Source organism: Limnobacter sp. UBA7229 (assembly GCF_002473065.1).
GTDB classification, from domain to species: Bacteria; Pseudomonadota; Gammaproteobacteria; order Burkholderiales; family Burkholderiaceae_B; genus Limnobacter; species Limnobacter profundi.
On the sequence record NZ_DKTN01000015.1, the window covers coordinates 17526 to 31648 of the forward strand.

At 50.8% G+C, this 14123-nt stretch carries 9 protein-coding genes; 7 read left to right on the forward strand and 2 right to left on the reverse strand.

Annotated features, from left to right (window positions below):
* The first annotated feature begins 13 nt into the window (after positions 1-13).
* Both B4C79_RS08945 and B4C79_RS08950 read left to right on the forward strand, forming a co-directional pair.
* Positions 14-2635 carry a glycosyltransferase family 2 protein gene (locus tag B4C79_RS08945; RefSeq protein ID WP_291740771.1) on the forward strand — a complete coding sequence of 874 codons (2622 nt, stop codon included), beginning with the start codon at positions 14-16 and terminating at the stop codon, positions 2633-2635.
* Positions 2632-4326: a sulfatase-like hydrolase/transferase gene (locus B4C79_RS08950; protein ID WP_291740773.1), complete on the forward strand. Its 1695-nt coding sequence runs from the start codon at positions 2632-2634 to the stop codon at positions 4324-4326. The genes B4C79_RS08945 and B4C79_RS08950 overlap by 4 nt, the downstream gene beginning before the upstream one ends.
* On the opposite strand, the gene B4C79_RS08955 is transcribed toward B4C79_RS08950, so the two are convergent.
* Together B4C79_RS08955 and B4C79_RS08960 are read right to left on the reverse strand one after the other, a co-directional pair.
* Positions 4323-5756, reverse strand: a complete 1434-nt coding sequence (locus tag B4C79_RS08955) for a hypothetical protein (protein WP_291740775.1) — start codon at positions 5754-5756, stop codon at positions 4323-4325. The two genes, B4C79_RS08950 and B4C79_RS08955, sit on opposite strands and share 4 nt — an antisense overlap.
* Positions 5753-7966, reverse strand: coding sequence for a peptidase M19 (locus B4C79_RS08960; RefSeq protein ID WP_291751307.1), 2214 nt, complete (start codon positions 7964-7966; stop codon positions 5753-5755). Before B4C79_RS08960 ends, B4C79_RS08955 begins: the two co-directional genes overlap by 4 nt.
* Before the next feature lie 686 nt (positions 7967-8652).
* Here B4C79_RS08960 and B4C79_RS08965 point away from each other — a divergent pair.
* The 5 genes from B4C79_RS08965 to B4C79_RS08980 all read left to right on the forward strand — a co-directional run bounded on the left by B4C79_RS08965 (position 8653) and on the right by B4C79_RS08980 (position 14076).
* A complete protein-coding gene (locus tag B4C79_RS08965; protein WP_291740779.1) occupies positions 8653-8928 on the forward strand; it encodes an IS1096 element passenger TnpR family protein in 276 nt (91 codons plus the stop codon).
* A 457-nt stretch (positions 8929-9385) separates the two neighbouring features.
* Positions 9386-9592: a helix-turn-helix transcriptional regulator gene (locus B4C79_RS15875; protein ID WP_367274731.1), complete on the forward strand. Its 207-nt coding sequence runs from the start codon at positions 9386-9388 to the stop codon at positions 9590-9592.
* Positions 9589-10848, forward strand: a complete 1260-nt coding sequence (locus B4C79_RS08970) for a DNA cytosine methyltransferase (protein ID WP_291740781.1) — start codon at positions 9589-9591, stop codon at positions 10846-10848. The genes B4C79_RS15875 and B4C79_RS08970 overlap by 4 nt, the downstream gene beginning before the upstream one ends.
* Entirely contained in the window at positions 10841-13165 is a 2325-nt protein-coding gene (locus B4C79_RS08975; RefSeq protein ID WP_291740782.1) for an ATP-binding protein, read from the forward strand. Before B4C79_RS08970 ends, B4C79_RS08975 begins: the two co-directional genes overlap by 8 nt.
* Positions 13162-14076, forward strand: a complete 915-nt coding sequence (locus B4C79_RS08980; RefSeq protein WP_291740783.1) for a response regulator — start codon at positions 13162-13164, stop codon at positions 14074-14076. The genes B4C79_RS08975 and B4C79_RS08980 overlap by 4 nt, the downstream gene beginning before the upstream one ends.
* Positions 14077-14123 lie beyond the last annotated feature (47 nt).

A 14123-nucleotide genomic window follows, 5' to 3' on the forward strand; every position in this document is an offset into this window, starting at 1 on the left:
AAGCAGTACGCCCATGCCCTCCGTTTTTGCACTGTTTGCTTTTGTGTTGCTGGTTGTCGGGGGTTACGGTTATATCAACCAACCTGCTCAGGAGCCGCCCTGGAATCAGGTTATTCCGGGCTTCGCGTTTTCGCCCTACCAGGCCGGGCAAAGCCCCATCGACAACATCGAACCCAAGCTTGAAGACATCAACCGGGATTTGTCCCTGTTGGCCGGTAAAACGCTGGCCATTCGCACCTACACCGTGGCGGGTATTTTCGGAGAAATTCCCGCGCTGGCCAAAGCACACAACATCAATGTGGCCTTGGGTGCGTGGTTAAGCCCCGACCTGCAAGCCAATGAAAAAGAACTTGAGCGTTTGCTGAGTGTGGCCCACAGCCCACCCTACAACGTAGTCCGCCTGATTGTGGGCAACGAAGCCTTGCTGCGAGAAGACCTGAACCTGAAGCAGATGACTGCTTACCTGGACCAGGTGCGCGCTGAAACGGATATTCCTGTGAGCACTGCAGAGCCCTGGCATGTGTGGCTGAAAAACCCGGAGCTGGCTGAGCATGTGGATTACCTTGCTGTGCATTTGCTGCCTTTCTGGGAGGGCATTGCGCTGGACGACGCGGTTAATTTTTCAATCAATACCTACAAGCGATTGCAGTTGGCGTTTCCTGACAAACCGATTGTGGTGACTGAAGTGGGTTGGCCCAGCAATGGGCGCTCGATCAAGCAGGCCGACGCATCCCAGGCCAACCAGGCCAAGTTTTTGCGTCGCTTCATTCAGCGTGCTGAACAAGAAGACATCGTGTTCTACGTGATGGAGGCTTTTGATCAACCCTGGAAGTCAGATATTGAAGGCAGTGTGGGCGGGCACTGGGGTGTATTTGATTCATTCCGCGAGGCAAAGTTTGAACCCGATCGTCCAATTATTGCCATACCGCAATGGAAGTTGCTTGCTGCCGCTTCCATCGTGGTGGCGTTGATGATGACCTTCCTGTTGCTGATCGACAGTAAAACCCTGCGCGACAGCGGACGCACTTTTTTGATTTTCAATGCCTTTGTCATTTCATCCCTGATCATTTACGTGATCTACGATTTCACCTTGCAGTACCACACTTGGGCCAGTGTGGCCATTTCCGTGTTTTTGTTGCTGGGCGTGGTGGGGGTATTTGTGATCGTGATGTCGGAAGCCCATGAATGGGCCGAAGCCATGTGGTACAGCAGCCGGCGCAGGCTGTTGACCTTGCCCAAGCGCGGTGAGGCTGAGACGGCGCTTGCAAAAGGCCATCAGCCGTTTGTGTCTATTCATGTGCCGGCCTATGAAGAGCCACCGGAAATGCTGATCGACACCCTGAATGCACTGGCCCGGCTGGATTACCCCGATTTCGAAGTGATTGTGGTGGACAACAACACGAAAGATGAAACCACCTGGCGCCCGGTGCAGGCGCATTGCCAGCAGTTGGACCAACAGTCAGGTAAGCGCTTCCGGTTCTTTCATGTAAGCCCCTTGAGTGGATACAAAGCAGGTGCCTTGAACTACGCACTGGAGCGAACCTGTCCGCAAGCCGAAGTGGTGGCTGTGATTGATGCAGATTACAAAGTGTTGCCGCATTGGCTGAAAGACCTTGCCCCCGAATTTGAAAAACCCGAGATTGCGATTGTACAAGCCCCGCAAGACTATCGCGATGGCGTGGACAGTGCATTCAAATCCGTGTGCTACGCCGAGTACAAGGGCTTTTTTCATTTGGGCATGGTGACCCGCAATGAGCGCAACGCAATTATTCAGCACGGCACCATGACCATGGTTCGCCGATCGGTGCTTGAGCAGGTGGGGTGTTGGGGGATCAGCACCATTACCGAGGACACGGAACTGGGGCTGCGAATTTTTGAGCAGGGCCATGAAGCGGTGTACATCGACCAAAGCTATGGGCACGGTTTAATTCCCGACACTTTTACCGATTACAAAAAACAGCGACACCGCTGGGCTTATGGCGCCATGCAAATTTTGCGCGAACACGCAGGCCAGTTGCTCGGTTTCAAACAAAGCAAGTTAACCGCAGGCCAACGCTACCACTTTGTGTCGGGTTGGTTGCCCTGGATCGCCGATGGCATCAATCTGGTTTTTACCTTGCTCGCTGTGCTTTGGTCGGGATTGATGTTGTTCGATCCTTTGGCCTTCAATGCACCGCCGCTATTGATTAGCGTGGTCCCCATCATGTTTTTTGCATTTAAAATCACCAAGCTGTTTACGCTGTATCTGGTGCAGGTCAAGGCCAGTTTTCGCACCGCCATGGCAGCTACTTTGGCAGGCTTGTCGCTGAGTTATGCAATCGGGCGAGCGACCTTGTCGGGTTTGTTCGTGGGGCGAAAAATTCCTTTCATTCGCACGCCAAAAATGGCCAGTCGGATGGCTGTATTGCATGCGGTGAATGCAGCGCGTGATGAATCCGTTTTGGCTTTTGTGTTGTTGTGTGCAGTGGGATTGATTTATTTTCGGTTGGGCTTTGATTCCAAAGAAAACCTGGCTTGGTGCCTTGTTCTGATTTCTCAAGGCTTGCCCTTTGTCGCGGCGTTTGTCGTTTCCTTACTCAGTGCTGCGCCCACCAGGGCTGTGGTGCACAATGAAATTGGTGTAAAGCAGTCATGAGTTCTACAGATACAGCACTGCGAGGCAGTCTTGGCATGGGCCTCGGTGGTACCAACGAGGTGTCGAAGTGGCGCTTCAGCGGTCAATTGTTGTTGGCCTTGATCTTTTTAAATTCCACCCTTTGCTTCTCGGCCATTTGGCCCACGGTGTATGTGCTGCCCGACCTGGGCGTATCGCCCGAGTTTGTGTGCCTGATCATGTTGCTTTCCGCATGGGTTGCGGTGTTTGGCAAGCCGTCCGTACGGGCACTGGGTGTTGTTTCTGCGCTGTATTTGCTGATGGCATTTGGTCACTATGCCGATGTGGTGGTGCCCAATTTATTGGGGCGTCCGGTCAATTTGTATTGGGATGTGCCACAGCTTCCGCGCTTTGTGTGGGTTACCGTGCAGGGCTTGCCCGTGTGGCTGACAGCCGTGGTTGTGCTTTTGGTTTGTGCCGCTGTGTGGGCTTATTACCGGCTGCTGCTAGTTGCCATGCACACCGTGAGCAATGCAGTGCAACCTGTTTCAAAAACGCTGTGGTTGTGGAGTGCCTTGCTGTTGGCTGGCATGGTGGTACTTGTTAATTATTCCGAAGATCCGGACAAGCCCACCTTTGTGTCCAAGGCTGTAGTACCGGTTTACTGGAAAGAGGCGATGAAACTGCGCGACATACTGGTGCCCTCGCGTGCGGCGCAGTTGTTGCCAGCCACCACGGTGATCGACGAGGCCTTGGCCAACCCGCACACACCCGCCTTGGCGGCGCTGAACAACCGCGATGTGCACATGATTTTTCTGGAAACATATGGCGCTGTACTTTATGACCAGAAAGATTCTTCAGATGCCGTTGCACAAACCCGTGCACAACTTGAAAAGTCCATTTTGGCCAGCGGCCGCAATGTGGTGTCTGCATTTTATGTGTCGCCGACCATTGGTGGTGCAAGCGACCTTGCGCACTTGTCGGTGTTGTCGGGCATTGATTTGAAAGACTCGCGCAAACACGATGTGCTGTTAACCACCCAGCGGCCGACCTTGCTCGATGTGTTTGAGCGAGAGGGTTACGAAACCTTTGGCCTTTATCATTCTGTCGGTTGGGAGTGGGTTGAGCGCGCCTTTTACAGCTTTGACCAATACATTGATGGCCCTGCCTTGAACTACGAAGGCCCGGCATTTGGTTTCTGGAAAATTCCAGACCAATATGCTGCTGCGCGCGTAGAGCAGTTGTACCCGCGCAATGAATCGGCCAAGCCCCGGTTTACTTTTTTCCCAACCATTTCAAGTCACTTTCCGTTTCATCAAGTGCCGCCGTATCAGCCTGACTGGAAAAAGCTGTTGAGCCCCCAGCCATTCGATTCGGCAGCCGCAGCCCGCGCACAAGCCGAGCCAGTGAATTGGGAATACATGAAGCCCGATTACTTGCGCACAATCAATTACACCAATACCTGGTTGGCGGGTTATTTCAGCCAGCCAGAGCCACGAGAAACCGTGTATGTGATGATTGGTGACCATCAGCCTACGGGCAGTGTGTCGCGAGAACCGACGCCATGGGACGTGCCTGTATTCATTGTTTCAAAAGACCAGCGCCTGCTGGACCGCTTCAGGGCCATGGGTTTTACGGATGGATTAACGCCCAAAACGCGCGCGCCACAGGGTAGTTTGCATAACCTGACTTCTGTGTTGCTGATGGGTTTTGGCCAAACCGGAATGGATTAACCCTGTAGCGGTTGAGCCAGTATCCAAAGCCCCACGCTGGTGAAAACCACCATCAACACCAGCATGGGCAGCTGGCTCAATGTGGCGAGCCTGTTGCTGCGTTCAAGTTGCAAAGCCTGCTGGTGGGCCAGCCACACAGCGGCAACATGCCCAGCCAGAATCAGCACCACTTGGCTGGTCCAGATGTTGGCCATGTCGGGTAGCCACGGCAGACGACCTGTAATGGCATTGCCGAAAATATTCCAGCCCCATCCGAAGGGATCGGACACCAAGCCCCGTATTTTCAAACCCTGGCTAAACAGCAAGGTGTAGTAGTGCGTCAAGTGGTACACCACGGCGATGGGCACCAGGCTTGGTAAATAGCGGCACAGGAGCAAAGCGATGGGTTGTTTGCTACCAGTCAGCATGCGCCCCAGGGCAATGAACAGCACGAACAGAAGCAAGTAGAAAAATGGCGATGCGATCAGCAAGGCCATTTCCCAGGCAATAAACCAGGGGCGCACTTGCGGATAAATTTTCAACGGGTGGTCACCAAACGCGATGGTCAAAATACCAAAGGGGTCTTGCCAGAAAATATTGAAGTACACCGCGGTTTCACGCAGCCCGTCGTAAGCGGTGGACGACAGCAAAAACAACACGAACAGGCATTGCGCTGGGTGCCACAGGCGAAGGCGACGAAGGTCGGAAAAGGGCAGGGCAATTCGCCAGCGGTATTTTCCATCGGTGCTGCGTATTTTGCGCAGTGGTGAGCAGGCTGCAAATAGTCGAAACAACACTGCGAACAATTCACCCCGTTGCAGCCAGCGCCGGGTGCCCCACAGCCACATGCCCGCCAGGTTGAACACACCAAACGCAATCAACAGCAAGGCAAGCTTGCGTGGTGTGCTGTGAAAAAACAGTTCAATGGCAACAAGGCACACCAGTTGCAGTAAAGCGGGCCAGTGGCCCAGCCAGCGCGGGTATTTTCGAATTCCATTCCAGTTCCCAGGCAGCAAAAAGCGCCAGGGATGTTGGTGCTGGTACCAGTCGCCAATCAACATGGCGGCATAGGCACCGCCCAGCACAAACAGAATCCAGAAAAAGGTCATGTTGAAGTTGCGGTGGCTGTCATTGCTGCCCACCAAACCTGTGACGATGCAGAACACCAGGGCACTTAACCAGAACAGTGAGCCCGCTGCGCGCGCCCGATGAACCCACTGCGCAGGCCAGGCAGGCCAGGGCAATGTGCGCTGTGCATTCAGCCCCTTGAGCAGTTTGTTGCCGGGCCGACCACTGAAAGCCAGCAACACGAACGACAGCACCAGCGCCAACACCGATCCCGCGATGTAAAGCTCATAAGGCATGGGCAGTTGCATGGGTTCACCAAATGCATGTGCCATGGCGGTGGCCGGTGCTGCCAGCAGCACCGAGCATAGCAAATGCGCAATCATTTTGGATTGTTGCGGTAGTACACGTTTTCCCACATGCGCACATAAGCTTCAGCACTGTTGTACAACGCATCAATGGCCTCGCCACCGCCCTCAAGGCGTACTTCTTCCACGAAGTCGGCCACCATGCCATAGTGCGCCATGCCCACTTCATCGATGTGCCAGAACTTGCCGCTTTCCGGAATGGTCAGCATGTTCACTTTCATGGCAGGCAAGGACTGGTAACGCGGGCCCCAGCCTTCACCCCGGAACAGCGTAAACGGGTATTGAACCGGCACGCTGTCGCCACCACGGGGGCCAGGGTGTCCACCAAAGCCATTGCCGTCTGCGCCATAACCCAGGCCCAGTAGGGTGTTATTCATACCCGCTTTGTTGCGCCAGAATTTCAACTTTTCCAGAAATTCCACGTGCTTGATGCCATTGCCTTTGTAGGGGTAAATAACACCGCCACTTTTGAGCATACGCACCGCCTGGTCGCTGGTCAGGCCACCGTGCGCATCGTGTGAGGAAGCCATGGGGTAGGGCGGGTTCATGGTCTCGGCCAGGTCCAGCATGATGTCTTTGCTGTGGTAGGCCGCATGGTCAATGTCAATCACAAAGCCTCGGTTCATCAGTGCGGTCAGTGCGTACTGGCCAAGGTCGGTCACAGTGCGGGCATTACAACGTTTGCCATCCGGGTACAGCGGTGTAATACCGCCCACCGCTTCCAACAGCATTTTGGTGAGCGCATTGCTGCTACTGCCGGGTACGGCTGTGGTCATGTTCGTACCCGGTTCACGCACCGAGGGTTCGTTCTCTGGGAAGTCGCGGCATTCTGTGGTTTTCCAGAAAGCACCGGTGTCCAGAAAGTTCAGGAAGTTGATCACGTCGCCACTGAAAATACCGGCACCACCCAAAGAACTGTCGATGTCGTGGAAGGGGTACACATGGCGCGCACCCAGTGCCCACAGTTTGTCGATTTCGGCGTCAATTTGCGCTTGGTCACATTTGCGAATTTCGCCACCACCGGGCAGGAAGGTGACGCCGCAATTGAACACTTGCGCCACTTCAACACCCAGTACCACGGCCAGTTTGCCCTCATTGGCTACTTGGCGGGCTTCGGCGGGGGTTTTCACAATTCTGTACCAACCTTTGCCGGGGCCGCCAAATTGCGCGTCCACATAGTCTTGCACGTCATACAGGTATTCCACCTGTTTTGTAGCCACGCCCATGTCGTTGCAGTCAGCCTGCGGATTGCCCGAGTAAGTCTGTCCAACCCGGCATAGGGCGGCAATGTTGGTGCCGTGGTTGACCATCACGCGCAAACCTGCGCGCCAGGCCCGTTCAACCCAGGCGTGGTACATCACCTGGTGGGTCAGGAAGTTGCGGCGTGGCCAGTCTACAAATGTGGGCCAGCCTTGCGTGTCGTGCTGGGCGCCCGGTGTGGTTTCCAGAATGTTGTTGGCATCGCGTATGCCGTTGGGGCCGTGGAAACCTTCACAACTGCCCAAGGCATGCGGAATACCAAAACGGTGAACCACCTCGCCATACAGCACGCCACCTGCGGATGGGCCTACACTGCCATCCAGCGACATTTCGCTGGACATGCCCATGTGCGTGTGCGTATCAGCAAAACCAATGATGGGTTGATTCTCGCCGCGGCCTTTGTAGGGTGTGCCTTCCATGGCGGTGGGCATTTCGGGGTAGGCTGCACAATCGCTGGCGGGGGCCAGTTTGAACTGTGTACGTTCGGTTTGTTCAGTGCTTGTGGTTAGCCCGGCAGTTTCATCCAGCGCCAAGAACCGACCTGCCGTGTCAGTGAAGGTGAACTGGCTTTTGTCTTTGTCAAAACTGGCTTGCCACACGGCAGCATCCGTGGGCTCAGCGCTGGCCACCAGCGTGTTGCCTTGGGCCGTGATCATTTGCCGGTCGCTGCCGTAAATCAGGTACTTGCCCAATTCAGTGGGTCGCATGGTGAAGTTTTCAGCTTGCGTGGCGGGGCCTGCTGCGTAACGGGCGGCGGCGGGCTGCACAAATTGCCGGCTGAATGCCGATTGCAAGCCGAAGCAGCCATTTGCCACCGAGAATTCGGACGGTTTCAAGGGTGTCTCACTGGGGGTGACTGGTTGGCCTGCGCCACTGGTGCTTGAACTGGTGGTTGTCTCGCCGCTGGACAAGCAAGCGGAAAGGAGTGCTGCGGTTGCGCCAAGGGCGAGAAGTGCTTTCACATTCATCAGGCAAACCCCATTGAAATATTGGTAGAGATTTACTGTTACTGAAGGGAAGAAAGTTTTAGATGTATTTGTGACACAAAGAATGCCAGTAATGTAAAAAGGCCGACACTTGTCCAATTGTTAGAAATCGTGAATGCGATGTTTTTACCAGGTTTAATTTACGGTATAGCAATTAGAGGGTTACATGATTGAGGTGCGTTCTATGCAGTAGTAATGTCCTAATGCCCCAGGATGTTTCACTACCGCATCATATATGTATCTTCATAGCCTTTTCGTGTTGTTGGTAGGGGTTCCCATGTCCTTGGCTGGTTTGCTTATGGGTACGAATAATCCTGTAAGGGCGCATTGCAAGAACTACAAGACCGTGTTTTGTTAGTTGGTCGGTTGATCGGGAACTACATTTTCTCGAAGTTGAAGGCCTTGGCCATGTTTCGCATCTGTTGAAAGATCAGCAAGCAGTTGATGCAACCCAAAAGCAGCCCGGCAGTATTATTAACGGATTCGGTGGGGTTGTTTGGGCTGGCGTGATGGATGAAAAGAGGTATTACATTTGGCACCCAAAGAGTTTGATCAAAGGAGCGAATGTTAGTCAACGCCCATTATTCCCCGGTTCAGTAAGGAGATAAAGCGTCCTAGCGTGCTTGATAGCCATGCCCCGACATATTCTGGAGGTCGGTGATTCACCCGTGAACGTAAATATTTGTCGAATCTTCTGCAAAATATTGGGCCCCGATGAATTTTACCATCCCGAGAACTTCAAGAATGAGAAATCCATGACTCTTGAAACGATCGCCCCCGACGGGGGCGATACCTTCGTCTACGAATACGACTTCGGTGACGGATGGGAACACAAAATCAAAGTGGGAAAAATCTCGCCGATTGACAAGCAAAACTTCTGGCTGATGTGCCTTGCCGTTGACCGATCGGCACAACCAGAAGATGTTGGTGGTGCAGGTGGATAAATGGATTTCCTTGACACAATACACAAACCATCCCACCCCACCCTGGTCACGAACAGGTGTGGGTCTGGAACAGCGGGCCATTTGACCCAAACGAATTTGATCTGAATAACATCAGCAACTCTTGAAACTCAAGTGAGTTCAAGACGCGTTTGCTGGGGCTTACGGTGGTGGATTGAGGTCGAAGAAACAAAGTGCGGTGTTTGCGCCCTAGCCATTCAAAAATCTTTTATTACGATATCGGGATCAAATCTAATCTGCTCTTTTCGCTGTCTAGCGCTGTTTAATCAAAGTGGCAGATTCTTGTCTTTCTAGGCGTGGCGTCGACAGCATTTTTCCCTTTCGACGCTAACTGTTTGCTCCGGTAGAATTGTGTGGACTTCTGCTGATTTGCGCGTATGTGGTTGGGCAAAATTAGGTATGATATTCACTTGAATTGGTGTTGTGCCACAGGAGTTTTATGATAATTAGCAAGATCAAAAGCTTGCGATTGGAAGCCAAGCTGTCTTTGAATCAGTTCGCGAGGCTTGCTGACCTAGACCGGGCAACTGTCTCTAAGGCTGAGAAGGGTGGCATAGTATCAGAGTTGACTTTGCACAAAATCGCGGCAGCGCTGAGTCAGGAACTGGATCGAAGTCTTGACGCAAACGATCTGGTGTCTAAATGAGAAGTAAAACACCTGATTCCAAGACGGAAACAAAAACCTTAAATACGTTCATTGATTTGTTTTCGGGTTGTGGGGGGCTTTCTTTGGGGCTTTTGATGGCAGGGTGGAATGGATTATTCTCTGTTGAAAAATCAAAGGATGCCTTCTCCACGTTTAAGGCCAATTTATGCGGAGGCGGGCGGTACAGGTTTTTATGGCCGGAATGGCTTCCGTGTGAGGCGATGACGACATCCAATCTTATAACAAATTATCAGGCACAGCTGAAATCGCTTAGGGGTCATGTTGACCTTATTGCTGGCGGACCGCCATGCCAAGGGTTTTCCATGGCGGGCCTCCGAAGTAACGATGATCCTCGCAATCGTCTTTCGGAAGAATATATCGAGATTGTTCGACTTGTAGAACCCAAGTATCTGTTGCTGGAAAATGTTCGCGGATTTCAGCACCCATTCTCTGAAGATGAAATGCCATATTCCGACCGAATAGCCTTACATTTGGCGTCGTTAGGTGAATTTGGATATCACGTTTATTCAGATTTGATTGACACATGCGATTTTGGCGTCCCTCAGATGAGGAAGCGTTTCATAATGTTGTGTATCCGCAAAGATCAAAATACCAGTCCGAGTGATCCACTCAAGATTTTGTCGAAAAATATTCCCTCATTTCGTAACCGCCGGTCTTTAAATGGGCACAAAGTCGGGGTGCGGGAGGCTATAGGGGATTTAGAAACTCGGCGATGGGAGCTTGTCGAATATCCCGAAGACCGTCGGTTTAAGCAAATACTGTATGACGGCAGAGAGCCCTTAACTGCATTTCAACGGCTTATGCGATTGGATGTAGAGAAGGGTTTCGCGCCTGATAGCCTGCGACTTCCTAATCATCGACCTGAAATTATCGAGCGATTTTCTCGAATTTTGGCGCAATGTCCACTTGGTCGCTCGCTGTCCCCAGAAAATAGGAAAAAATTCAGTACTAAAAAGCAGTGTTTGACTCCACTGCATCCAGAAATGCTTGCTCGTACAGTTACAACACTTCCGGATGACATGATTCATTACGGAGAGCCTAGAATCCTGACGGTGAGAGAAAGTGCGCGACTCCAAACATTCCCGGATTGGTTCAGTTTCAAAGGGAAGTATACAACTGGCGGGCATCGTCGGAAGCAAGAGTGTCCGCGATATACTCAGGTGGGCAATGCTGTGCCGCCTCTTTTGGCCGAAGCGATTGGTGAAACGCTACTTGAGATAGCGTCATATGAGTAATCTCGCACCTTTGAAATTTAGCGCGCACGCTAGGCTCAAGGATATTATTGGTCGCGGCCTTATTATAAGCGACGATATCGCGATCATTGAGTTGATAAAAAACTCCAAAGACGCCGGCGCGTCGAACGTATGGATTGAGTTTCGACAGATCTGTTCAACCGAGGCGACTGAGCTTGTGATATCCGACGATGGGCTCGGAATGAGTTTGAGTGACATTCAATATAAATGGCTAAACATTGCATACTCTGAAAAGAAGAATTCAGCCCCAACCGTCGGTGCATATGCCGGTAGTAAGGGCATAGGTCGTTTTTCTTGTGACCGTCTAGGCACAAGTCTCCAGATATTGACTCGAAAGTATGGTCAGACATCGGTCAGGTTGGATGTGGATTGGACGAAATTCGAGGTCGATGGGCGAGATCATGAGATTGGTAGCATTGAGCTGTTTGCGAGCGAGCCAACGATCGAGGAATTTCAGCAAGCGGTGGGCAAAGGACGAACTCCTTATGGGACAGTCCTTACGATAAGAGGCCTGCGCAGCGAGTGGGGCGCCGACCGCTTACGGTCTCTCCGCAAGGAACTTGAGCGTTTCATAATTGATCCTGGTAGCAAGTTTTCTGTTCGGTTTTCTCATTGGAAATACGATCAAAACCATCCAATCAATGGCCCGATTGAAAACAAAATTTTTGACGAATTAGATTTTCGCGCTTCGTCTATTCAGGCCGACATCGATCCAGAGGGGAAACAGATAACATTTGAGCTGCGTCATGATGGAGATTTCCTATTCAGGAGTACTGAGCTAAATCCCTATTCGCAGCTGAAAAACATCCGGTTGACTTTGTTTTATCTAAATCAACCAGCAAAGGCCTTCTTCAAGCGGCGCACTGGATATAGATCCGTGGATTACGGTTCGGTATTTTTGTTTCTTAACAGCTTCAGGGTCTTTCCCTACGGATCGATCGGAGATGATTGGCTAGGTATCGATAAGCGCAAAGCTCAGGGGCAGCGTCGTTTTTTCGGTCTGCGGGAGCTGGTGGGTTTTATTCAAATTACAGATAAAGACGAAAAATTTGAACCTGTGTCCAGCCGTGAGGGGCTTAAGCGTAATATTGCTTTTAGAGAACTTTCTGCGGATAGTCAGTCCATCCCTAGTTCGTTAGACGATGAGCTGGTTTATGGGTTTTTTCATAAGGCAATGAGAAAGCTCGAGAAATTTGTCGTCGATGGTCTTGACTGGGACCGAATTGATCGAACGATCGGCGAAGACAATGAAGAAGAGCTTCTTGCTGGAAATTACCAATACCTGCAAGGTGAGAAGCCCGTATTGGAAACCATAGATTCAGTAGTCAGGATTAGATCTCCGCAAAATCACATAATCGACATTGATATCAATCTCAAGTATTTGTCGTCCCTCGCAGACCAAGAGACTCAGGACTACGATGACCTTATCGAGACCCTCGAGGACAAGTTTGACGGTACTCCGATTCACAAGCTGCAACCATCCGAGAAAAGAGATCTATCCCGTTTCATAAGTCGCCAAGCGAAAGAACTTGCGCAGAAGAATCAGACGAATCGTGGCCTAGAAATCAAATTTGACGAGGCAAATAAAAAGCTTCAGTCAGAACAGAAGAAAAGGATTTTTGCAGAGTTCGAAAGTACGGCTGATCAAACGCGAATTATTCAGTTGCACCATCAGATCGGTTTGGTGGCAGGTGCTTTACTGAAGCGTATGGATCGTGTCGTACGTAGATACCGGAAAGATGAGTCTACTTACTCAAAAACAGACCTTTTCAACGTTATCGAGGCCAGCCTTTTCGAGATTGAAAAGATTCAAAATGTGTCAAAGTTGGCATCAAAGGCCGACTTTGATATTTCTACTAACAGGGTTCGCGATGACATGCTTCAGTTTGTTGATGAGTATTTACAGAACTTCAAAGATGTAGGCCTTGGTTGGAATTTGCGAACAACATATGAGAACTCTGAGAATTGTCAGTTGGTTAGGTCATTTCGACCGGTTGAGATGACAATGCTAGTTGATAATTTGATCGATAACGCAGGCAAAGCTGGCGCTACGAAGGTGGTTATCCGGGCCTTCCAGACTGACAAAATTATTGTTCTAGAGTTTGCCGACAATGGTGCTGGCCTAACCGATCGTTTTTCTCCAGAGGAGCTTTTTGAGAAGGGGGTCACCAACACATCTGGATCGGGTATTGGGTTAAACCATGTCAAGCAAATTGTCGATGAACTTCAGGGCAAGATATCCATTTCGAGCGGGATTAATGGAGTTGGTGCAATTGTCAGAATGGAGTTTAAGGCATGAAAACTGCTTATAAGATTCTTTGGATCGATGATGAACCGAGGAGCACAGACACTGATCAGGAAGACGTAACCGAATATCTTGGTGAATTGGGAATTAGAGCGGAAATAAATTTTGTTGAGGCTCCTGAAGATGGGTCGATCAAAGAACGATTGGATCGCCATCTGAAGGATAGAGATCTTGATCTACTGATGGTAGATTACAACATGCCAGGTTTGCAAGGAGATGAACTTGTCCGATCAATCCGTGAGTCGGACCATATTTATTTACCCGTTATTTTCTACTCCTCTAGTGCGGTGGGTGATCTCCTCGACGCGGTAAGGCAGGCAGAAATAGACGGGGTATACGTCGCGAACCGAGACGCTCTCATTGTTAAATTTAAGAGTGTCGTAGGTAGTTTATTGGTTCGGGAGCAAACAGTGAAGCAGGTGAGAGGCTTGCTGATGGAGGGTGTTTCGGAAATAGACACTCAGTTTTGTGAGATTTTCAATAAGGTTTGGCCCAAGTTAGATAATAAGCAGCAAGCTGATGTAGCTCAGTACCTCAAGTCCATAGTCGACGAGCGGGTATGTAGTGCTTCAAAAAAATCGCAAGATTTACCTTTGGATCCCGAGAAGTTTGGCGAACACTTGACAAAAAATTTTCTCACGACCGCCTATGACACTTACACGCGTTGGCGACTAACTCAGAAGATCCTTTCTATGTCGGGTCACGACGAGCAGCGTGTCATGGAGTTAAAGAGATTTGCTAAGAGCGGGAGTGGAGAGAAGTCTTTGAATGACTTGCGAAACGATTATGCACACAAGAGCAGAAAGTTACTGGATCAAGACCACGATGACAAACGATGCGTCCAAATAAGGAAGTCTCTAAGTATTCAGACCGCGAACATAAATGCGATCCTAGACTCGGAGTGATAATTTATTACTGATTCAATTGCAGGAGGTTTCCGTATGATTTTAGA

Excerpts from the sequence above, each read along its gene's own strand:
- B4C79_RS08945 (WP_291740771.1), top strand. The coding sequence starts at position 14 with ATGCCCTCCGTTTTTGCACTGTTTGCTTTTGTGTTGCTGGTTGTCGGG.
- B4C79_RS08950 (WP_291740773.1), top strand. The coding sequence starts at position 2,632 with ATGAGTTCTACAGATACAGCACTGCGAGGCAGTCTTGGCATGGGCCTC.
- B4C79_RS08955 (WP_291740775.1), bottom strand. The coding sequence starts at position 5,756 with ATGATTGCGCATTTGCTATGCTCGGTGCTGCTGGCAGCACCGGCCACC.
- B4C79_RS08960 (WP_291751307.1), bottom strand. The coding sequence starts at position 7,966 with ATGAATGTGAAAGCACTTCTCGCCCTTGGCGCAACCGCAGCACTCCTT.
- B4C79_RS15875 (WP_367274731.1), top strand. The coding sequence starts at position 9,386 with ATGATAATTAGCAAGATCAAAAGCTTGCGATTGGAAGCCAAGCTGTCT.
- B4C79_RS08970 (WP_291740781.1), top strand. The coding sequence starts at position 9,589 with ATGAGAAGTAAAACACCTGATTCCAAGACGGAAACAAAAACCTTAAAT.
- B4C79_RS08975 (WP_291740782.1), top strand. The coding sequence starts at position 10,841 with ATGAGTAATCTCGCACCTTTGAAATTTAGCGCGCACGCTAGGCTCAAG.
- B4C79_RS08980 (WP_291740783.1), top strand. The coding sequence starts at position 13,162 with ATGAAAACTGCTTATAAGATTCTTTGGATCGATGATGAACCGAGGAGC.